At 73.2% G+C, this 19,152-nt stretch carries 23 protein-coding genes; 22 read left to right on the top strand and 1 reads right to left on the bottom strand.

Annotation, left to right across the window (positions count from 1 at the left end; genetic code table 11):
* Positions 1-44 precede the first annotated feature (44 nt).
* The 15 genes from murC to SM447_RS18305 all read left to right on the top strand — a co-directional run bounded on the left by murC (position 45) and on the right by SM447_RS18305 (position 13,449).
* Entirely contained in the window at positions 45-1,577 is a 1,533-nt protein-coding gene (gene murC, locus SM447_RS18375; RefSeq protein ID WP_474574045.1) for a UDP-N-acetylmuramate--L-alanine ligase, read from the top strand.
* A gap of 32 nt (positions 1,578-1,609) precedes the next feature.
* A complete protein-coding gene (locus tag SM447_RS18370) occupies positions 1,610-2,389 on the top strand; it encodes a cell division protein FtsQ/DivIB (protein ID WP_474574224.1) in 780 nt (259 codons plus the stop codon).
* Positions 2,390-2,630: 241 nt separating this feature from the next.
* Positions 2,631-3,746: a cell division protein FtsZ gene (gene ftsZ, locus SM447_RS18365; RefSeq protein ID WP_474574044.1), complete on the top strand. Its 1,116-nt coding sequence runs from the start codon at positions 2,631-2,633 to the stop codon at positions 3,744-3,746.
* A gap of 9 nt (positions 3,747-3,755) precedes the next feature.
* Complete coding sequence (locus SM447_RS18360) at positions 3,756-4,505, top strand: YggS family pyridoxal phosphate-dependent enzyme (protein ID WP_474574043.1); 750 nt, start codon at positions 3,756-3,758, stop codon at positions 4,503-4,505.
* Positions 4,506-4,698: 193 nt separating this feature from the next.
* Positions 4,699-5,385, top strand: coding sequence for a cell division protein SepF (locus tag SM447_RS18355; protein WP_474574042.1), 687 nt, complete (start codon positions 4,699-4,701; stop codon positions 5,383-5,385).
* A 29-nt stretch (positions 5,386-5,414) separates the two neighbouring features.
* Entirely contained in the window at positions 5,415-5,720 is a 306-nt protein-coding gene (locus SM447_RS18350) for a YggT family protein (protein ID WP_111212523.1), read from the top strand.
* Positions 5,721-5,764: 44 nt separating this feature from the next.
* Positions 5,765-6,565, top strand: coding sequence for a DivIVA domain-containing protein (locus SM447_RS18345; protein ID WP_474574041.1), 801 nt, complete (start codon positions 5,765-5,767; stop codon positions 6,563-6,565).
* 77 nt (positions 6,566-6,642) lie between these two features.
* Entirely contained in the window at positions 6,643-7,215 is a 573-nt protein-coding gene (locus SM447_RS18340) for a hypothetical protein (RefSeq protein WP_474574040.1), read from the top strand.
* 7 nt (positions 7,216-7,222) lie between these two features.
* Positions 7,223-7,531 (top strand): DUF167 domain-containing protein, encoded by a 309-nt coding sequence (locus tag SM447_RS18335; protein ID WP_474574039.1) that lies wholly within the window; start codon positions 7,223-7,225, stop codon positions 7,529-7,531.
* Positions 7,532-7,761: 230 nt separating this feature from the next.
* Positions 7,762-8,181, top strand: a complete 420-nt coding sequence (locus SM447_RS18330) for a TraR/DksA family transcriptional regulator (RefSeq protein WP_164449180.1) — start codon at positions 7,762-7,764, stop codon at positions 8,179-8,181.
* A 67-nt stretch (positions 8,182-8,248) separates the two neighbouring features.
* Complete coding sequence (gene lspA, locus SM447_RS18325; RefSeq protein ID WP_474574038.1) at positions 8,249-8,920, top strand: signal peptidase II; 672 nt, start codon at positions 8,249-8,251, stop codon at positions 8,918-8,920.
* A complete protein-coding gene (locus SM447_RS18320) occupies positions 8,917-9,861 on the top strand; it encodes an RluA family pseudouridine synthase (RefSeq protein WP_474574037.1) in 945 nt (314 codons plus the stop codon). The genes lspA and SM447_RS18320 overlap by 4 nt, the downstream gene beginning before the upstream one ends.
* A gap of 41 nt (positions 9,862-9,902) precedes the next feature.
* Positions 9,903-10,913, top strand: a complete 1,011-nt coding sequence (locus SM447_RS18315) for a hypothetical protein (RefSeq protein ID WP_474574036.1) — start codon at positions 9,903-9,905, stop codon at positions 10,911-10,913.
* 96 nt (positions 10,914-11,009) lie between these two features.
* Positions 11,010-12,449, top strand: a complete 1,440-nt coding sequence (locus tag SM447_RS18310) for a MinD/ParA family ATP-binding protein (RefSeq protein WP_474574035.1) — start codon at positions 11,010-11,012, stop codon at positions 12,447-12,449.
* A 154-nt stretch (positions 12,450-12,603) separates the two neighbouring features.
* Positions 12,604-13,449: a DUF2567 domain-containing protein gene (locus SM447_RS18305; protein ID WP_474574034.1), complete on the top strand. Its 846-nt coding sequence runs from the start codon at positions 12,604-12,606 to the stop codon at positions 13,447-13,449.
* Here SM447_RS18305 and SM447_RS18300 read toward each other — a convergent pair.
* Positions 13,361-14,062 carry an LON peptidase substrate-binding domain-containing protein gene (locus SM447_RS18300; protein WP_474574033.1) on the bottom strand — a complete coding sequence of 234 codons (702 nt, stop codon included), beginning with the start codon at positions 14,060-14,062 and terminating at the stop codon, positions 13,361-13,363. The two genes, SM447_RS18305 and SM447_RS18300, sit on opposite strands and share 89 nt — an antisense overlap.
* 107 nt (positions 14,063-14,169) lie before the next feature.
* Here SM447_RS18300 and hisD point away from each other — a divergent pair, with 107 nt between their 5' ends.
* Genes hisD through priA form a run of 7 tightly spaced genes read left to right on the top strand, consistent with a single transcriptional unit; the run spans position 14,170 to position 19,145 of the window.
* On the top strand, positions 14,170-15,492 hold the full coding sequence (gene hisD, locus SM447_RS18295; protein ID WP_474574032.1) for a histidinol dehydrogenase: 1,323 nt from the start codon (positions 14,170-14,172) through the stop codon (positions 15,490-15,492).
* Positions 15,489-16,562 (top strand): histidinol-phosphate transaminase, encoded by a 1,074-nt coding sequence (locus tag SM447_RS18290; RefSeq protein WP_474574031.1) that lies wholly within the window; start codon positions 15,489-15,491, stop codon positions 16,560-16,562. The genes hisD and SM447_RS18290 overlap by 4 nt, the downstream gene beginning before the upstream one ends.
* Positions 16,559-17,170: an imidazoleglycerol-phosphate dehydratase HisB gene (gene hisB / locus SM447_RS18285; RefSeq protein ID WP_474574030.1), complete on the top strand. Its 612-nt coding sequence runs from the start codon at positions 16,559-16,561 to the stop codon at positions 17,168-17,170. The genes SM447_RS18290 and hisB overlap by 4 nt, the downstream gene beginning before the upstream one ends.
* A 34-nt stretch (positions 17,171-17,204) precedes the next feature.
* Complete coding sequence (locus SM447_RS18280) at positions 17,205-17,378, top strand: hypothetical protein (RefSeq protein WP_474574029.1); 174 nt, start codon at positions 17,205-17,207, stop codon at positions 17,376-17,378.
* 17 nt (positions 17,379-17,395) lie between these two features.
* The gene (hisH, locus tag SM447_RS18275; RefSeq protein ID WP_474574223.1) at positions 17,396-18,046 is read left to right on the top strand and encodes an imidazole glycerol phosphate synthase subunit HisH; all 651 of its coding nucleotides are present in this window, start codon (positions 17,396-17,398) and stop codon (positions 18,044-18,046) included.
* 30 nt (positions 18,047-18,076) lie between these two features.
* Complete coding sequence (locus SM447_RS18270; protein WP_474574028.1) at positions 18,077-18,397, top strand: hypothetical protein; 321 nt, start codon at positions 18,077-18,079, stop codon at positions 18,395-18,397.
* 22 nt (positions 18,398-18,419) lie between these two features.
* The gene (gene priA / locus SM447_RS18265) at positions 18,420-19,145 is read left to right on the top strand and encodes a bifunctional 1-(5-phosphoribosyl)-5-((5-phosphoribosylamino)methylideneamino)imidazole-4-carboxamide isomerase/phosphoribosylanthranilate isomerase PriA (RefSeq protein ID WP_474574027.1); all 726 of its coding nucleotides are present in this window, start codon (positions 18,420-18,422) and stop codon (positions 19,143-19,145) included.
* The last annotated feature ends 7 nt before the right edge of the window (positions 19,146-19,152 follow it).

Raw genomic sequence — 19,152 nt, 5'->3', positions numbered from 1 at the left:
CCGGGTCTGCGCGCCCCGCAGTCGCGAACGAAAGGTTGGTCCCGATGACCACGTTCAGCCCGGCGGGCACGCTGACCGCCGAGGACCTCGGCCACATCCACCTGATCGGGGTGGGTGGGGTCGGCATGAGCGGGTTGGCCCGGCTCTTCCTCACCCGGGGCCTGCCGGTCTCCGGCAGTGAGCTGCGCGAGTGGCCGTCGTTGGCCGGACTGCGGGCGCTCGGCGGGACGATCCACATGACCCACGAGACGGCCAACCTGGACGGGGTCGACACGGTCGTCTACTCCTCGGCGATTCCCGCGGACCACCTCGAGATGGTCGAGGCGCGCCGGCGCGGGCTGCGGGTGCTGCACCGCTCTGAGGCGCTCGCGGCGGCGATGACCGGCCGTCGCACGGTGGCTGTCGCGGGTACCCACGGCAAGACCACCACCACCTCGATGGTCACCATGGTGCTTCAGCAGGCCGGGGCGGATCCGTCTTTCGTGATCGGTGGGGAGATCTCCGAGGTCGGCTCGGGGGCGCACCACGGCACCGGTGAGTACTTCGTGGTCGAGGCCGACGAGAGCGACCGCTCCTTCCTCATCTACCGCCCGTTCGTCTCGATCGTCACGAACATCGAGGCGGACCACCTCAACACGTACGGCGACCTGGCCAACCTGGAGGCCACCTTCGCCGAGTTCGCCCGGCTCACCGACCCGGACGGCTTCGTCATCACCTGCGCGGACGACGCGGGCGGGCGGCGGCTGGCGGCCACGCTGCGTGCCGAGGGGCGTCGGGTGTTCACCTACGGCGAGGCCGAGGATGCCGACCTGCGGCTGACCGACATGGCCTCCTCGGCGCGCGGGGTCCGTTACCTCGCCCACATCGACGGCCGCTCGCTCGGCGAGTTCCGGCTGCCGGTGCCGGGCCGGCACATGGGGCTCAACAGCGCTTCGGCGGTGCTGGCCGCGTACCTGTTGGAGCTGCCGCTGCCGGCGGCGGAGGCCGCGTTGGCGGCCTTCCCGGGGGTGCGCCGGCGCTTCGAGCGCAAGGGTGTCGCCGACGGGGTGCTGGTCTACGACGAGTACGCCTACCACCCAACCTCGATGACGCTGGCCCTGCGGACGCTGCGCGAGGTGGCCGGCGACGGTCGGCTGATCGTCGTCTTCCAGCCCTACCGGCTCTACCGCACCCGCGAGCTGCAGGCGGAGATCGCCGAGGCGCTCGCGATCGCCGACGAGCTGGTGCTGCTGGAGGTCTTCGGGCCGGGCGAGCAGCGGGCCCCCGGCGAGGGTTCGACCGCGCTGGTCGAGGCGGTGTCGTTGCCGGCGGAGCGGAAGGTCTTCGTCGACTCGTGGGAGGCCGCCCCGGTGGAGGTGGCCCGGCGGGCCCGGTCCGGCGACGTGGTGGTGACGATGGGTGCTCCGCCGATCTCGTTGATGGGTGACGAGCTGTTGGCCGCGCTGGCGGCGCGTACCGCCGATGCGCGGGCGCTGACCGGCACCGTGGCCAGCGGCGTGACCGGTGGGTCGACCGGCATCGGGGGCAGTGTGCCCGGTGCGGTCGGCGTGGACGGCGCGGCGCCCGCGGCGGAATGAGTCCCGGCCCGGCCCGAGGGCGCGGCACCGGTGTGGACGGCGGTGCGGGCCGTCGCCCCGCCCGCAGATGGCAGCTGGTGCGCGCCGGCAGCGACGCGGTGCCCGCCTCCACCCGGCGCTTCATGGCCCGCGCCCGGCGTCGCCGGATGCGCGCGGCGCTGCCCTGGGCGGTGGCCGGTGGCCTGCTCGCGGTGGCCGGGCTGGTGGCCTGGACGCTGCTGGGCACCGGCCTGTTCGGGGTACGCGAGGTGCGGGTGGAGGGCGCCGAGCTGGTGACGGCGGTGCAGGTGCGGGACGCGGCGGGGGTGCCGGACGGGGCTCCGCTGGCCCGGGTGGACCTGGCCGCACTGGCCGACCGGATCGGCACCCTGCCGCCGGTGGAACGGGTCACCGTGACCCGGGACTGGCCGGACGCGCTGGTGGTCCGGCTGACCGAGCGCACCGGTGTGGCGGTGGTGCCGCGCGGTGAGCAGTTCGCCGTGGTCGACGCCGCCGGGGTGGTGTTCCAAACGGTGCCGCAGCGCCCGGGCGGGCTGCCGCTGGTGCGGTTGGCCACGCCGGGACCGGACGATCCGGGCACGCTTGCCGGCCTGGACGTGCTCGGTGTGCTCACCCCGGAGCTGCTGGAGCAGCTGGTCGAGATCAGCGTCGAGGGGTTGGCCCGGATCAGCTTGCGGTTGCACGACGACCGGACGGTGTTCTGGGGCGACGCGACCCGTGGTGCGGACAAGGCCCGGGTGGCCACCGCGCTGCTCGATCAGGACGCGGCCCGAATCGACGTGAGCGCGCCGGACGTGGTCACCTTCCGGTGAGCGGCCGGTCAGTTGGTGAACCGTCTCGCTACACCGGCGACACGCCGGAGAGGTCCTTGGCTCATCGCTCGGCTGCCCTTACGTTGCCCCGAAGAGGATCAGTGGTTGACATAACTCTAACCCTCTAGTAGAGGGTGAGGGTTTGCCTCTCGACCTCGCTGGTGACAGCTGCGTCGACCGCCGGTCCGGCCAGGCCGTAGCCGGTCGGGGAGTAGCCGATCTCGAAGGGAAAGGACCGGAGATGACACCTCCGCACAACTACCTGGCGGTCATCAAGGTCGTCGGCATCGGGGGTGGCGGCGTCAACGCCGTCAACCGGATGATCGAGGTTGGGCTCAAGGGCGTCGAGTTCATCGCGATCAACACGGACGCGCAGGCGCTGCTGATGAGCGATGCCGACGTCAAGCTCGACGTCGGCCGCGAGCTGACCCGTGGGCTGGGCGCGGGCGCCAATCCGGACGTCGGCAAGAACGCCGCCGAGGACCACCGCGACGAGATCGAGGAGGTCCTCAAGGGAGCCGACATGGTCTTCGTGACCTGCGGGGAGGGCGGCGGTACCGGCACCGGCGGCGCGCCCGTGGTGGCGAACATCGCCCGCAAGCTCGGCGCCCTGACCATCGGTGTGGTCACCCGGCCGTTCTCCTTCGAGGGCAAGCGCCGTCAGGTGCAGGCCGAGGCCGGCATCGACGAGTTGCGCAACCAGTGCGACACCCTGATCGTCATCCCCAATGACCGGCTGCTGGCCCTCGGCGACCGCAACATCAGCATGATGGACGCGTTCCGGACGGCAGACCAGGTGCTGCTCTCCGGTGTGCAGGGCATCACCGACCTGATCACCACGCCGGGTCTGATCAACCTGGACTTCGCCGACGTCAAGAGTGTGATGAGCGGCGCGGGCAGCGCGTTGATGGGGATCGGCAGCGCCCGGGGTGAGAACCGGGCGGTCGAGGCCGCCGAGGCGGCCATCTCCAGCCCGCTGCTGGAGCAGAGCATGGACGGCGCCCGGGGCGTGCTGCTCTCCATCGCCGGCGGTTCCGATCTCGGCCTGTTCGAGATCAACGACGCCGCGCAGCTGGTCACCGACGCGGCACATCCGGACGCGAACATCATCTTCGGCGCGGTCATCGACGACGCGCTCGGCGACGAGGTGCGGGTCACCGTGATCGCGGCGGGCTTCGACGGAGGCACCCCGGCGTACAAGGCGGCCGAGGCGCCCCGCAAGACCAACCAGAACCAGCCCGCCCCGCCGAGCACGCCGATCGTGCCGTCGCCGTCTCCTCCGGCCGCGCCGCAGTCGCCGCGCCGGGTGCTCTTCGACGACGTGGATGTGCCGGACTTTCTGAAGAACGGGTCCTGAGCACCGCCGATGACGGACAGCCAAGCCCCGGCCAGAGCCGACCGGCGCGCGGAAATCGCCGCCGGGCTCGCGCGCGTACGGTCGCGCATCGCCGACGCCTGTGCCGCCGCGGGACGTGACCGGGCCGACGTGACCATGATCGCGGTGACCAAGACCTACCCGGCGTCCGACGTGGTGACCTTGGCCGGCCTCGGTGTGACCGATGTGGGGGAGAACCGGGACCAGGAGGCGGCGGCCAAGGCGGTGGAGGTCGCCGCGGCCGGCGTCACGCTCCGGTGGCACTTCGTGGGCCGGTTGCAGCGCAACAAGGTCAAGTCGGTGCTGCGGTACGCGGATGTGGTCCAGTCCGTCGACAGCGTCCGGTTGGCGTCCGCGTTGGACCGGGCCGTCGACGCCGGTGGCCGGGACCGGCAGTTGGACGTGCTGGTGCAGGTCAGCATCGACGGTGATCCGGCACGTGGTGGCGCGGTGCCCGACGCGGCCGACCCGGACGTCGGTCTCGGCGCGGTCACCGAGGCGGTCGCCGTCGCCGGTGGGCTGCGCCTGGCCGGTCTGATGGCGGTGGCCCCGCTGGGCTGGGAACCGGAGCGGGCGTTCGATCGACTCGCCCGGATCGCGGCGTCGGTACGGGCGGACCACCCGCAGGCCACCGCCCTGTCGGCCGGCATGAGTGGCGACCTGGAGGTGGCGATCGGGCACGGCGCGACACATGTCCGCGTCGGCAGCGCGTTGCTCGGAATGCGTCCCACGCTGCGGTAGCCTGACCGCGAGGGAAGCAAATTACATCAGTGTTGTTTGCGGGGACGGCCTTCCCGGTGACGGGGGGCGTGACGTGCAACGCGAATTGCGCGTCGGGGGATTGCCGTTCCGGTCCGGTGGGCAGGAATGGTCCACTCGCGACAGGCGACACGGCGGGGGCGTGTGCCGCACGGCGGACGGGAAGGGCGCGGGGATGGGTGCACTGCGCAAGGCGGGGGTCTGGCTCGGACTGGTCGAAGAGGACGACGAGCGGGCCTACGACGACGGTGGCTACGACAAGGGTGGCTACCGGGAGTCGCGCTACCGGCAGAGCCGGTACGCCGAGGAGTTCGCTGACGAGGAGGACGAGGCGGAGGAGCCGCCGGCACCTCGTCCGCGGCTCGGTGACCGTGGCCGGCTCAGCGAGCGGCCGGGTCGACTGGGCGAGGCCGAGCGGCTGGAGTCCGAGCGTCCGGAGCGGGTCGAGCGGTCCAGCGTCCGGTCCATCACCCGGTCCAGCGGCGAGCCGTCCGGCGCGCTGACCTACCACACCCGTGACAACCTCGCCCTGGCGCCGCAGGTGCAGCCGCGCGAGCGCGCCCTGGTGCCGGAGGAGGAGCAGCGTTACCAGATCACCACGCTGCACCCGACCACCTACCGTGAGGCGCGCACGATCGGTGAGCACTTCCGCGACGGGGTGCCGGTGATCATCAACCTCACCGAGATGGATGAGGCGGATGCCCGCCGTCTGGTGGACTTCGCCGCCGGGTTGGCCTTCGGGCTGCGCGGTACGATCGAGCGCGTGACCAACCGGGTGTTCCTGCTCTCACCGGCCAATGTCCAGGTCACCGCGGAGGACAAGGCCAAGATCGCTGAGGGCGGGTTCTTCAGCCTGAGTTGACCCGCCCGACCCGAGGGACGTCGTCTGCCGTGTTGTCGATCTTGTTACAGGTCCTCTACCTGATCACCTATGTCTTCCTGATCGTTCTTCTGGCCCGTTTCGTGCTGAGCGCGGTGTTGCAGTACGGCCGGCGTTGGCAGCCTGGTCGGGGAGCGTCGGCCGGACTGGAATCCGTGTGGAGCGTCACTGATCCCCCGCTCTGGGCGTTGAGGCGTGTGATCCCTCCGCTGCGAATTGGTACCGTGAGCATCGACCTGGCCTCCCTTGTGCTCCTGGTTATCCTGTTCGTGCTGATGAGGTTTGTGTTAGAGCCGGCGATCATCAGGACCGCCTGATGACCGACGCGCTATCGCGGCCGCAACTGACCCGAGGAGTTTCGATGCCGCTGACCCCGGCCGACGTCCACAACGTCGCCTTCAAGAAGCCGCCGATCGGCAAGCGGGGCTACGACGAGGAGGAGGTCGACGCCTTCCTGGACGAGGTCGAGCGTGAACTCGCCCGTCTGATCGAGGAGAACAACGAACTGCGCGCCCAGGTGGAGCGCGGTGGTCGGGGCGGTGCCCCCGCCGGCCCCGGCGGTGACGCCCGTCTGGCGGCCGAGCTGAACGACGTCAAGGCCCAGCTCGACCGGGTGCAGCGCGACAAGGCCGCCGCCGAGCAGGCCGCCCGCGCCATGCAGGCCGAGCTGGAGCAGGTCCGGGTCGCCGGTGCCGGTGTGGCAGCCGGCCCCGACGGTGAGCAGCAGGCGCTGCGCGTGCTGATGATGGCCCAGCGCACCGCCGACGACCACGTCTCCGACGCGCGCCGCGAGGCCGACCAGCTGCTCTCCGAGGCCCGTTCCAAGGCCGAGGAGGTCACCCGTGAGGCCCGCGCCAAGGCCGACGCGCTGGAGCGCGACGCCCGGCAGCGGCACCAGGAGGCCATGGGCGGCCTGGACGCCAAGCGCACCGCGTTGCAGAAGCACATCGAGGAGCTCAAGCAGTTCGAGCGGGAGTACCGCACCCGGCTCAAGGCGTACCTGGAGAGCCAGCTGCGTGACCTCGACGGCCGTGGTCAGGGCCTGGAGGCCGAGATGACCCGCGGCGAGGGCAGCCGGGCCGCCGGCAACGGGCTCGCTGCCGCAGGCCTCGCCGGATCCTACGGCGGGGGTCGCTCCGGCGCGCTCGAGGCCGGTCGCTGAACCGGGTCGGTGACCGCCGCCGCCGACGCGGCGATCACCCGCCCTGCCTCATCGGCACGACACGGCGGGGGTGAGCCGTGATAGTCATCAGTCTCGCGCTCATCCTTGTCGCGGTGGTGCTGCTGGTCTTCGGCCTGGCCGGTGGCTCCAGCCCACTGCTGGTCGTCTCGATCGGGGCCAGCCTGCTGGCCGCCGTGGCACTGGTCGCGGGCGCCCGCCAGGCGGCCGGCCGTGCCTCGGTCCTCAGCGGCACCCCGGGCGCCCCGACGCGCCGTGACGGCGGTGGGCGCGAGCCGGGTATCCCGGCTCAACAGACCTCGGCAACGGTGGACACCGGCGACGCCGGGTGGCGGCAACCACCCGGCTCGCCGGTGACCGATCCGCGCGAGCGGTTCAGCGTCGCCGAAGCGTACGAGGACGAGCCCGGGGTCCAGGAGACCACGGCCGAGCAGGCGGCCCGGGTGGCCCGCCTCGCGGACGAGGTGCGGGTCGTCGACGGCCGGCCGCGCTACCACCTCGACGATTGTCCGCACCTGGTCGGCCGGGAGCACGAACCGCTGCCGGTGGCCGAGGCCGTCGATCTCGGCTTCACCCCTTGCGCGCACTGCACCCCCGACAGCGTGCTGCTGTCGGAAGCCGAACGCCGCTGAGTCTCCCTTGACAGATGATGCATTCACCGTCGCCGTGCGGGTGAAACCGGGCGCGTCCCGGGCCCGGGTGGGCGGCCGGTTCGACGGCCCGCACGGGCCCGCCCTCGTGATCGCGGTGCATCCTCCGGCGGCCGACGGCCGGGCCACCGAGGCGGCGCGTCGCGCGCTGGCCGCCGCGCTGGGTGTCCGTGCGGCCGCCGTGTCGCTGCGCGTCGGCGCGGCCAGCCGGGACAAACTCTTCCTGGTCAGCCCGGCCGGGCCGGATCTGGTCGACCGGCTGAGCCGACTGCGCGACGGCGCGGAACCAGCGGGCTGAGCGGCGATCATCTGCTAGCGTTCCTTTTGCCCCGAAATGGCAGTAACCGGGGTGGAGCGGGCGGTTCGGTGCGGCACGTTGTCGGACGCCTTTACGTTCCGTATCCTTGCCAACCTCCGGAGTGCGCGGCCCCGTTGCCGCGCGCCCGTTTTGTACCTGGGGCGGCCGAACCGGCGGCCCCTGTCCAGGCGTCGCGGACACACCGCGGCTCCGTGGCTGAGGGAGCGACTATGGCCAAGCCAGCCGACACCAGGACCGCAGGCCGCAAGCCGGCGGCGAAGTCCACCCGCAGCGCCGCGGAGACCGAGAAGATCCGAGCCGCGTTGGCGGCGCGGCACGAGGAACTGCGAGCCGAGTACGATCAGACGCTGAGCGAGATCACCGAGCTGCAGCGCGACCGCCTCACCGACTCGGCCGGGGACGACCAGGCCGACACCGGCACCAAGACGTTCGAGCGGGAGCAGGAGATCTCCCTCGCCAACAGCATCCTGGAACGGATCACGCAGGTCGAACGCGCTCTGGAGCGCCTCGACGAGGGTGGCTACGGCTGGTGCGAGCGGTGCGGCAACCCCATCCCGGTGGAGCGGCTGGCCGCCTTCCCGTCCGCCACTCTCTGCGTGACCTGCAAGCAGCTGGAGGAGCGGCGCTGACGGCGCGCTCCCCGGCACCCGTGCGTGGCGGTGCGACGGCACCGCCACGATCGTCGATGGGGAGCAGATGAGCGCAGCACCGCCCGCCGGGTCCGGCACCGCCACGAGATCGCGGCGCCGATCCGTCACGATCCTGCTCTGCCTGGCGGCGTTCGCGTTGACCGTCGACCTGCTGACCAAGCACCTGGCGCTGCAGGAGCTGAGCGACCGCGAGCCGGTGCGGCTGCTGGGCGGGGCCGTCTACCTGTCGTTGACCCGCAACAGCGGGGCGGCGTGGAGTCTCGGCAAGGACTACACTTTCATCTTCCCGCTGATCGGGATCGGGGTGCTGACCTGGATCGCCTGGATGGCGCGGACGCTGCGTTCGGTGCCGTGGGCGATCTCGCTCGGCCTGGTGGTCGGCGGCGTGGTCGGCAACCTGCTCGACCGGATCTTCCGGGCGCCGGGCTGGTTCGTCGGGCACGTGGTCGACATGGTCAGCGTCTTCGACCCGTACGGCCGGGTCTTCCCGATCTTCAACGTGGCCGACAGCGCCCTGGTCTGTGGCGTGCTGCTCGCCGTCGGTCTGGAGTTCACCGGGCGTCAGCGGGACGGCACCCGGGCGCTCGCCGACGACCGGCGGGGCGACACCGACCGCGGCGACGCACCGGCGGACGACGACACCGCCGCGCGGCAGCCCGCCGGGGCGGGCGAACAGGGCGGCGGCGACACCGACGCCGGACGGCGGGAGCGGGCGTGACGGCCACCTTCGCCGCCAGCGGCGACCGACGCAGCCTGCCGGTGCCCGACGGACTCGACGGGATGCGGCTGGACCAGGCCGTCGCCCGCCTCTTCGGCCTCTCCCGGACGGCCGCCGCCGCGCTCGTCGACGCCGGTGCGGCGCTGGTGGACGGCGCGGTACGCGCCAACTCGCACAAGGTGCGGGCGGGATCCTGGCTGGAGGTGACGCTGCCCGCTCCGGCCGCGGCGCCGGTGGTGGTGCCCCAGGCGGTGCCCGGCCTGCGGGTGGTGTACGCCGACGACGACATCGTGGTGGTCGACAAGCCGGTCGGCGTGGCCGCGCATCCCAGCCCGGGGTGGACCGGTCCGACCGTGATCGGCGGGCTCGCCGCGATCGGGCACACGATCGCCACCAGCGGTGCCGCGGAGCGGCAGGGCGTGGTGCACCGGCTCGACGTCGGCACCACCGGCGTCATGGTGGTGGCCAAGAGCGAGCAGGCGTACAGCGCCTTGAAGCGGGCCTTCAAGTACCGGGACGTGGAGAAGCGCTACCACGCGGTGGTGCAGGGACACCTGGACCCGCTGCGCGGCACCATCGACGCCCCGATCGACCGGCACCCCCACCACGACTACCGCTGGGCGGTGGTCTCCGGCGGCAAACCGAGCATCACCCACTACGACACCCTTGAGGCGTTCCCGTCGGCGAGCCTGGTCGATGTGGGGCTGGAGACCGGTAGGACGCACCAGATCCGGGTGCACTTCTCCACGCTGCGCCATCCCTGCGTGGGTGACCTCACGTACGGTGCCGACCCGACACTCGCCGCCCGGCTCGGACTGGACCGGCAGTGGTTGCACGCCAGAGAGTTGAGCTTCGAGCACCCCCGTACGGGGGACGAGGTCCGCTTCGTCAGCGACTACCCTGACGATCTGGGACGCGCGCTGGACATCCTCCGCGACTGACGCGTGCCACCCGTCCGAACCGACCGACGAGGGGACCGCCCGTGCGTGCCGGCGATCTGCTGCGGAAGTTGGATCAGCGCCTGCTGCCCCAACTCGCGGCCACAGTGACCCGGCTGGGCCAGAGCCCGAGCCGCACTCCGCTGCTCGGGTGGGTGACGATGCTGTCGTGCACCGCGGTGCTGGCCACGGCCGTGCTCGCCACCGGGGGCCCGCCCGGGCAGGACCGCACGGTCGGCGAGGTGACCCGGGTGGGGGTCGTCGAGGGCGACTCCATCCCCCGTTACGAGGCGACCGCGGCCGCCGACCTGGCCGCTCTGGCCGGCCGGTCGTTCGGCGACGGCACGTACGCGCTGGTCTCGCTCACCGAGTACCTCACCCCCGCCCGGCTCGCCGCGGTGGTCGGTGACGTGGGCGTCGCGGTCGTCTTCGGACGGGTACCGCTGCCGGACCGGCAGACCGAGATCGTCCGCATTCCCGCCCAGCGGGTGCCGGAGGACGTGACGGCCGGAATGGTCAGGCTCGCCGAGCGCAAGGAGCGCGAGGCCGCCGACTACCGGTCCCGGGCCGCCGCGCTCGGTGGCGGTGGCCCACCCGAACGCGAACTGCGCGACCTGTACCTCAGCGGGGCCCAGGTGGCGGCGGCGGAGGCGGCCGCGTACCGGGCCGGATGCGCCTGTCTCTACGCGCTGGTGGTGCGCGCCGAACCGGCGAAGCTACGCGGCGTGGCGGCCCGGTCCGGGGTGCGGGTGGTGGATCCGGCACCGGAGGTACGGCGGCTGGAGCGGACGGTCTTCACCCCGCCGCTGCCCGAGCAGCGGGACATCGTCCGACCACCGGTCGATCGTGCGGCCACACCCGAGCCGACGGCGAGCGCCACCACCGGTGCGCCCGCACCGGATCCGACCCCGGCGGACCGCTCGCCCGGACCGCCGGAGGTGACGGAATCGTCACCGTCACCGCGGCCGCCGGAACCCGCACCGTCGGCGGCGATCTGGACGCCGTCCACCTCGACAGACATCGCCGACGAGGGTGATCCGGAGCCGACACCGTGACGGTTGTCGACACATCCGGGTGCCGCCCGGTGTGGCCTGAATAGGCTTTCGTTCGTAGCCTGTCAGACGGAAACCGAAGCGCTGGGGAGGCGATCCGTGGAGGGCAGCGAGACCGGTTGGGGACGGCCCGCCGAACCGGCACCGCGGTGGCGGGCGCTGCTCGACCGAGCCCGCCTCGGCGGTCGCAACGCGGAGCAGGCCGCCGAGCGACGAGCCGAGGAGGCACCCCCGTCAGAGTCGCCACCGGCGCCGCCGTCGCACGAACCGTTGCCGCGGCGCGGACCGGGCACCGGCTACGCGGGTCGGGTGCCGGCCGTCGGGCAGCCGGCGGACCGGTCGTACGGCGGGGAGCCGGCCTACCGGGCCGAACCCGCCTACCGGGTCGACCCGGCGCATCCCGCCCAGCCGTACCGGGGGCAGCCGGGGCAACCGCCGTACCCGGCGGTGCCAGAGCCGCGCCGGCCTGAGCCGGTGGAGTCGCGGTACACCCTGCTGGACAACGGCTACCGGCACGCCGCACCACCGGTGGATTCCCGGTACGCCCTGCTGGACAACGGCGCCTATCGGCCGCCCTCGGCGGCGGTGGCGCCACCGGCCGTGGCACCGCCACCGGTCGCCGTGCCGCCAGCGGCGGTGGCACCGTCGGCCCCGCCACCGGTCGCGGTGCCGCCGGCCACGGTGGCCGGCCGTCCGGGACGCATCGAGTGGCGTGCCCAGAACGCCGGCGGCGACCTCGAACGGGCCGCCGCCGTGCTCCGCCGCGACCTGGGCACCCCCCGGGTGATCGCGTTCGCGAACCCCAAGGGTGGCGTGCACAAGACGACGGCCACCGTGCTGGCCGCGGCCACCGTCGGCAGCGTACGCGGACGTGGCGTGCTCGCCTGGGACGACAACGAGTTGCGCGGCACCCTCGGGCTGCGCGCCGGCAGCGCTCGGCACGCCCGTACGATCCGGCATCTGGTCGCCGATCTCGTCCAGATCGAGATCCGGGAGGGCGCCGAGCTGCTGGAGATCCTCGACGACTATCTGCGGCACGCCTCCGACGGCTCGTACGACGTGCTGGCCGGCGAGGAGAGCCCCCGGTTCGCCCAGCGACTGGACCAGTTCACCGTCAAGCGGGTGCTGGAACTGCTGCGCCGCACCCACGACGTGATCTGTGTCGACACCGGCAACAACGTGGAGAGCCCGAACTGGCGCACCGTCATGCAGGCCGCCGACCAGCTGGTGGTCACCACGGTGCCGCGCGAGGACGCCGCGTTCAGCGCGGACTGGATGCTCGACCTGCTGCACGAGGAGGGGATGGGTGAGCTGGCCGACAACGCCGTCACCCTGATCTCCTGCCCCACGCCCGGCCGGTTGCCGTTGCAGGACGACCTGGAGCGGCATTTCGCCACCCGGACCCGGGCGGTCACCGTGGTGCCGTACGACCCGGCGCTGGAGACCGGTTCCTCGATCGAGTACCACCAGCTTCAGGGCGAGACCCGGCAGGCGTGGCTGCGAGCGGCATCGGCGATGTTGGAGCCGTTCGGCCGCTGACGGGGGCGTGGGCCGACCACGTGAGACATGCGGTGGCGGTCGCCTGGGTGGTCGTCGCATCAGGACGTTGTCCCGTCCCCGACGCCGGTGCCGGTCCCGCCTGAAGTCGGCGACGCCGTGCACGGCTCGCGGCGGCAACTGCGAGGATCGTCGGGTGACCCCGGACAATCCCGCCGCCGACCCGCCCGCACCGCCGCCGTCGGCCGCCGCACCGCCCACCGACGCAGCGCCGGTCGCGCCACCGACGGCTGACCCACCGACGGTTGGCACACCGACGTCCGAGCCACCGTCGCCGGTGGCCGGTCCACCGTCGCCCACCGGGCCGCGGCGCCGGCCCGGCCGGGTGCCGACGGCCGGTGCGGCAGCGGTGCTCGTCCTGGGGCTGCTGGGGGCGCCGCTGGGGCTGCTCTGGGCGGCCGTCGCCCCGGCCACACCCGTCGTCAAGAGCGGAGACGGCGCGGTGTACGGCCAGGCGCAGCCGGAGCAGCCGATCGCCGCCGACGGGTGGTTCAGCCTGCTCGGACTGGCCTTCGGAGTGCTCGCCGCGCTCGCCGTGTGGTTCCTGCTGCGCCGTCACCGTGGTCCGGTCGGGCTGCTCGTCGCGGCGCTCGGTGGACTCGCCGCCGGCCTGGTCGCCTGGCAGGTGGGGCGCCGGGTCGGGCTGGCCGACTACCAGCGGCTGCTGGACACCGCCCCGGACGGCACGCGCTTCACCAAGCCGGTCGACCTGCGGGCCGGCGGGATCGACCTGTTCCTCGGAGTGCTGCCGGTGCCGTACGGCAACCTGCTGCTGCCGGCGTTCGCCGCCGCGGTGACGTACACCCTGCTCGCCGGATGGTCGCGGTGGCCGTCACTGCGTCCCGAGCCGGAGCCCGGGACGGCCTGGCTCACCGCCCAACCGCCGGCAGGGGTCAGTTCGGAGCCGGCGGCGGCGTGGCCAGCTCAGCCAGCGGCACCGGAACCGCCCGCACCTGGCGCAGCAGAGCCGCCTCGCGGTTGAGCAGGTGCAGCTCGGCGCGCAACCGGGCGGCCGTACCGTCGATGGCGAGCAGCCGCTGGCGGTCGGTCAGGGTCAGCGCCGCCGTTGCGGCGACCAGGTGGGAGAGCACCGTCGGATCCTCGGGCAGCTGCTCGGTCAGCTGCCCGGCCTCGGCCCGGATCAGGCCGAGGTACTGCCGGAAGACGGCGATCACCCGGGCCGCCAGCACGTTGGCGGCCTCGTCCGGGCCGTCCGGCTCCGGCAACCACTGGACCTCGGCGGTCAGGTACGGGGCGGAGTCGCGGTCGACGTCACCCACCCGGAACCGCCGCCGCCCCACGGTGACGATGTCGAAGCCCCCGTCGTCCAGCTCGGTGACCTGCCGCAGCTCGGCCGTGCAGCCCACCTCGTGCAGGGTGACCTCCCCGGCCCCGGGCACGGCGCGCCCGGCACCGGGATCGACCTCCCAGCCACTGCGGATGGCCACCACCCCGAACTCGCGTGGGGTGCCCTCGGGCAGCCCGACCAGGTGCCGGACCAGGGCGCGGTAGCGCTCCTCGAAGATGTGCAGCGGCAGCACGAGCCCGGGAAAGAGCACCGTGGCGAGCGGGAACACCGGCAGCCGTGCGGTCACGTGATCAAGCGTAGCCCGATCGGCGGTCGGCGGCGTGTCCCGGCTCACCGTCTCGGACAGCGGGCGGCAGCGGCCGGCCCGGTCGACGGCCGCCTAGACTCGCAGGCGTGTTGAACCGGATCGACCTGCGCGGTGGCGGGCGTGACCCGCGCCACCTGCTGCCTCGTGCCCAGCTCGACGTGTCGGTGGCTGTCGAGCGCATCCGCCCGATCGTCGCGGCGGTGCGTGAGCATGGCTACCCGGCGGTCCGCGAGGCCAGCGAGCGCTTCGACGGGGTCGCCCCGGAGGTGCTGCGGGTACCGGCGGAGGCCATCGCGGCGGCGGAGGGCACGCTGGACGACCAGGTCCGGGCGGCGCTGCTGGAGTCGATCGCCCGAGCCCGTCGGGTGCACGCCGACCAGCGCCGGGTGGACCACACCACGCAGGTGGTGCCGGGCGGCACGGTCACCGAGCGGTGGATCCCGGTGGACCGCGTCGGCCTCTACGTCCCCGGCGGGCTGGCGATGTACCCGTCGACCGTGGTGATGAACGTGGTGCCCGCCCAGGCTGCCGGCGTCCGGTCGCTGGTGGTGGCCAGCCCGCCGCAGCAGGAGAACGGCGGCCTGCCCGATGCGCGGGTGCTCGCCGCCTGCGCGTTGCTCGGCGTCGACGAGGTGTACGCCGTCGGCGGTGCCCAGGCCGTGGCGATGCTGGCGTACGGCTGTGCCGTCGACGCCGCCGGCACCGCCCACTGCGCCCCGGTGGACATGATCACCGGCCCGGGCAACATCTGGGTCACCGCCGCCAAGCGGCTGCTGCGCGGCGTGGTCGGCATCGACGCGGAGGCCGGCCCGACCGAGATCGCGATCCTGGCCGACGACACCGCCGACCCGGTGCACGTCGCCGCCGACCTGATCAGCCAGGCCGAGCACGACCCGCTCGCGGCCAGCGTGCTGGTCACCCCGTCGGTCGCACTGGCCGACGCGGTGGACCGGGAGCTGGCCCGGCTGGTGCCGGCCACCAAGCACGCCGAGCGGATCGGCACCGCGCTGACCGGCGAGCAGAGCGGCGTGGTGCTGGTCGACGACCTGGCGGCGGGGCTGCGGGTGGTCGACGCGTACGCGGCCGAGCACCTGGAGATCCAGACCGCCGACGCGCGCCAGTGGGCGATGCGGGTACGCAACGCCGGCGCGGTCTTCGTGGGCGCGTACTCGCCGGTGTCGCTGGGTGACTACTGCGCCGGCTCCAACCACGTGCTGCCCACCGGGGGATGCGCCCGGCACTCGTCCGGGCTGTCGGTGCAGTCGTTCCTGCGCGGCGTGCACGTGGTGGAGTACACCGAGGAGGCGCTGCGGGAGGTCGCCGGCCACGTGGTGACCCTGGCGAACGTGGAGGACCTGCCGGCGCACGGCCAGGCGGTCACCGCCCGCTTCCCCGGAGGTGCGTCTTGACCAGCCTGGACGACCTGCCCATCCGCGACGATCTGCGAGGGCTGTCGCCGTACGGCGCGCCGCAGTTGGACGTGCCGGTGCGGCTGAACACCAACGAGAACTCCCACCCGCTGCCGGAGGCGGTGACCGAGGCGATCGGCAAGGCCCTCGCGGCGGAGCTGCGTGACCTCAACCGTTACCCGGACCGGGACGCGCTGGCGTTGCGTGCCGATCTGGCCGGGTATCTCGGCCACGGGCTCACCGTCGACGGGGTGTGGGCGGCCAACGGCTCCAACGAGATCCAGCAGCAGCTGCTCCAGGCGTTCGGCGGGCCGGGGCGCAGCGCGCTCGGGTTCACTCCGGCCTACTCGATGCATCCCCTGCTGGCGCTCGGCACCGGCACCCGGTGGGTGCCCGCCCGCCGGGGCGTCGACTTCGGGCTGACCGCCGACGAGGCGGTCGCGCAGGTCCGCGAGCACCAGCCGGACGTGATCTTCCTCTGCTCGCCGAACAACCCCACCGGCACGGCGCTCGACCCGACGGTGGTCGCGGCGGTGCTCGACGTCGCGCCCGGCATGGTGGTGGTGGACGAGGCCTACGCGGAGTTCGCCCGCCCGGGCACGGTCAGCGCCCTGGCGGTGCTGCCCGGGCAGCCACGGCTGGTGGTGACCAGGACGATGAGCAAGGCGTTCGGGTTCGCCGGTGGTCGGCTGGGTTACCTGGCCGCCGACCCGGCGGTGGTGGCGGCGGTGCAACTGGTCCGACTGCCGTATCACCTCTCCGCGCTCACCCAGGCCGCCGCGCGGGCCGCGCTGGCGCACCGCGACGTCCTGCTCGGTACGGTTGCCGAGATCATGGAACAACGCGACCGCATCGTCACCGAACTGCGTCGCCGCGGCCTGCGGGTCGCCGACAGCGACGCCAATTTCGTGCTGTACGAGGTGGGCGGTGACCAGACGGTCGCCTGGCGGACCCTGCTGGACCACGGGGTGCTGGTACGTGACGTCGGCCTGCCCGGCTGGCTGCGGGTGACCGCCGGTACCGCCGCCGAGACCGACGCGTTCCTCACTGCGATGGAGAAGCTGACATGAGCCGGACCGCCCGGGTGGAGCGGATCACCAAGGAGACCAAGGTCCTGGTCGAGGTCGACCTCGACGGCACCGGAGTGGCCGAGATCAGCACCGGGGTCGGTTTCTACGACCACATGCTGCACCAGATCGCCCGGCACGGCGGCTTCGACCTGACCGTACGAACCGTGGGTGACCTGGAGATCGATGCGCACCACACGATGGAGGACACCGCGCTGGCCCTCGGTGCGGCGTTCGACCAGGCGCTGGGGGACAAGGCGGGCATCCGTCGGTACGGTTCGGCCACCGTGCCCATGGACGAGGTGCTGGTCCGGGCGGCCGTCGACCTCTCCGGCCGGCCGTACGTGGTGCACGACGAGCCGGCCCTGGCGCCGTACATCGGCCCGGTGTACCCGACCAGCATGACCCGGCACATCTGGGAGTCCTTCGGCCAGGCGGCCCGGATCACCCTGCACGTGGACGTGCTGCGGGCGGCCCGCCCGGGCGGGCACCCGGACGCCCACCACGTGGTGGAGGCACAGTTCAAGGCGGTTTCCCGGGCGCTGCGGGAGGCCACCGCGGTGGACCCGACGGCCGCCGGGGCGATTCCCAGCACTAAGGGGGCGTTGTGACGGGCCCGCTCACGGGGCGGCGGAGGTGCCGCCGATGAGCGGCATCCTGCCCACGTTGCTGCTGATCCTGGCCGGCGTGCTGGTCGGCGGAACGCTCTCCCTGCACCGGCAGGGAGCACCGCGCGGCGCGGTGGTGGTCACCGCGCTGCTGGCCATGCTGGCCACCGCCGCGGGCGTGCTCTGGCTGCTGCCCGGGGACGGGTCGTGACCGGCCGGGCAGGCGGTGTGGCGGCCCCGAACGGGCGGCGCCGGATCGTGGTGCTCGACTACGGCTCGGGCAACCTGCGTTCCGCCGAGCGCGCGCTGGCCGCGGCCGGTGCCGACGTGCTGGTCACCGGTGACCTCGCCGCCGCGGCCGACGCCGACGGTCTGGTGGTTCCCGGGGTCGGTGCCTTCGCCGCCTGCATGGCCGGCATCGAGGCGGTCGGCGCCGGCCCGGTGATCGCCGGGCGGGTCGCCGCCGGCAGGCCGGTGCTGGGCATCTGCGTGGGCATGCAGATCCTCTTCGAGTCCGGCGACGAACACGGGGTGGTCACCAAGGGGCTCGGCCTGTTGCCGGGTACGGTGACCCGGCTCGCGGCCGCCCGGCTGCCGCACATGGGCTGGAACACCGTGCAGGCGCCGGTCGGCTCCGTCCTCTTCGCCGGCCTGCCCGCCGACAGCCGGTTCTACTTCGTCCACTCGTACGCCGTCGGTGACGCCGCCGCGCTGACCGCTGCCGGGGCGAAGGTGACCACGGCCCACCACGACTGCGACTTCGTCGCGGCGGTGGAACGGGGCGCGCTGTCGGCCGCCCAGTTCCACCCCGAGAAGTCCGCCGACACCGGTGCCGCGTTGCTGCGCAACTGGCTGGCCACCGTGCCCGCCGGTGACTGACCCGGTGGGCGGCGACCGTCGGGAGCCACGGTGAGCAGGGAGCGGGCCCGACGTCGGGCTGCCCGGGAGGCGGAGGCGGCGCGGCAGCGGGTGCTGCGTGAGCGCGCCACCGCCCGCCGGGCCCGGCGTCGTGCGCTGGTCCGCCGCGTGGTGCCGACGGTGCGTCGTGGTCGCACGGGGCGGCTGCTGAGGTATTCGCGGGGGGAGCGGGCCGCCATCGTGGCGCTCGCCCTGGCCGCGATCACCCTGATCTGGGTGTTCGTGCCGGACCTGGCCCTGCGTGTCGGGCTGATCCTGCTGCTGCTGCTCGTACTGCCGGTGATCGTGGTGATCGCCCTGGACCGCCGTTGACCATGCGAGAGGGACAAGACACATGAGCCTCACCCTGTTGCCCGCCGTGGACGTCGCCGACGGCCAGGCCGTCCGTCTCGTGCAGGGTGCCGCGGGCAGCGAGACCACCTACGGCGACCCGTTGGAGGCCGCGCTGGCGTGGCAGCGTGACGGCGCCGAGTGGATCCACCTGGTCGACCTCGACGCCGCGTTCGGCCGGGGCTCCAACGCCGAGCTGCTCGCCGAGGTGGTGCGCCGCCTGGACGTCCGGGTGGAGCTGTCCGGCGGTATCCGGGACGACGCCTCGCTGCGTGCCGCGCTGGCCACCGGCGCCGAGCGGGTGAACATCGGCACCGCCGCCCTGGAGGACCCGCAGTGGTGCGACCGGGTCTGCGCGGAGTACGGCGACCGCGTCGCGATCGGGCTGGACGTGCGGGGTCGGACCCTCGCCGCCCGGGGCTGGACCCGGGACGGTGGCGACCTGTACGAGGTGCTGGAGCGGCTGGACAAGGCGGGCGCCTCCCGGTACGTGGTCACCGACATCACCAAGGACGGCACCATGCGCGGGCCGAACCTGGACCTGCTGCGCGAGGTGTGCGCCCGCACCGACGCCCCGGTGATCGCCTCCGGCGGCGTCTCCACCCTCGACGACCTGCGCGCGCTGGCCACCCTGGAGCCGGTCGGCGTGGAGGGTGTCATCGCCGGCAAGGCGCTCTACGCGGGGGCGTTCACCGTGGCGCAGGCCCTGGAGGTGCTCGCCCGGCCGTGATTCCGGA

Source organism: Micromonospora aridisoli, from assembly GCF_056150025.1.
Note: the sequence above shows the minus strand (reverse complement) of the source record. Positions and strands in the feature narration are given on the sequence as shown.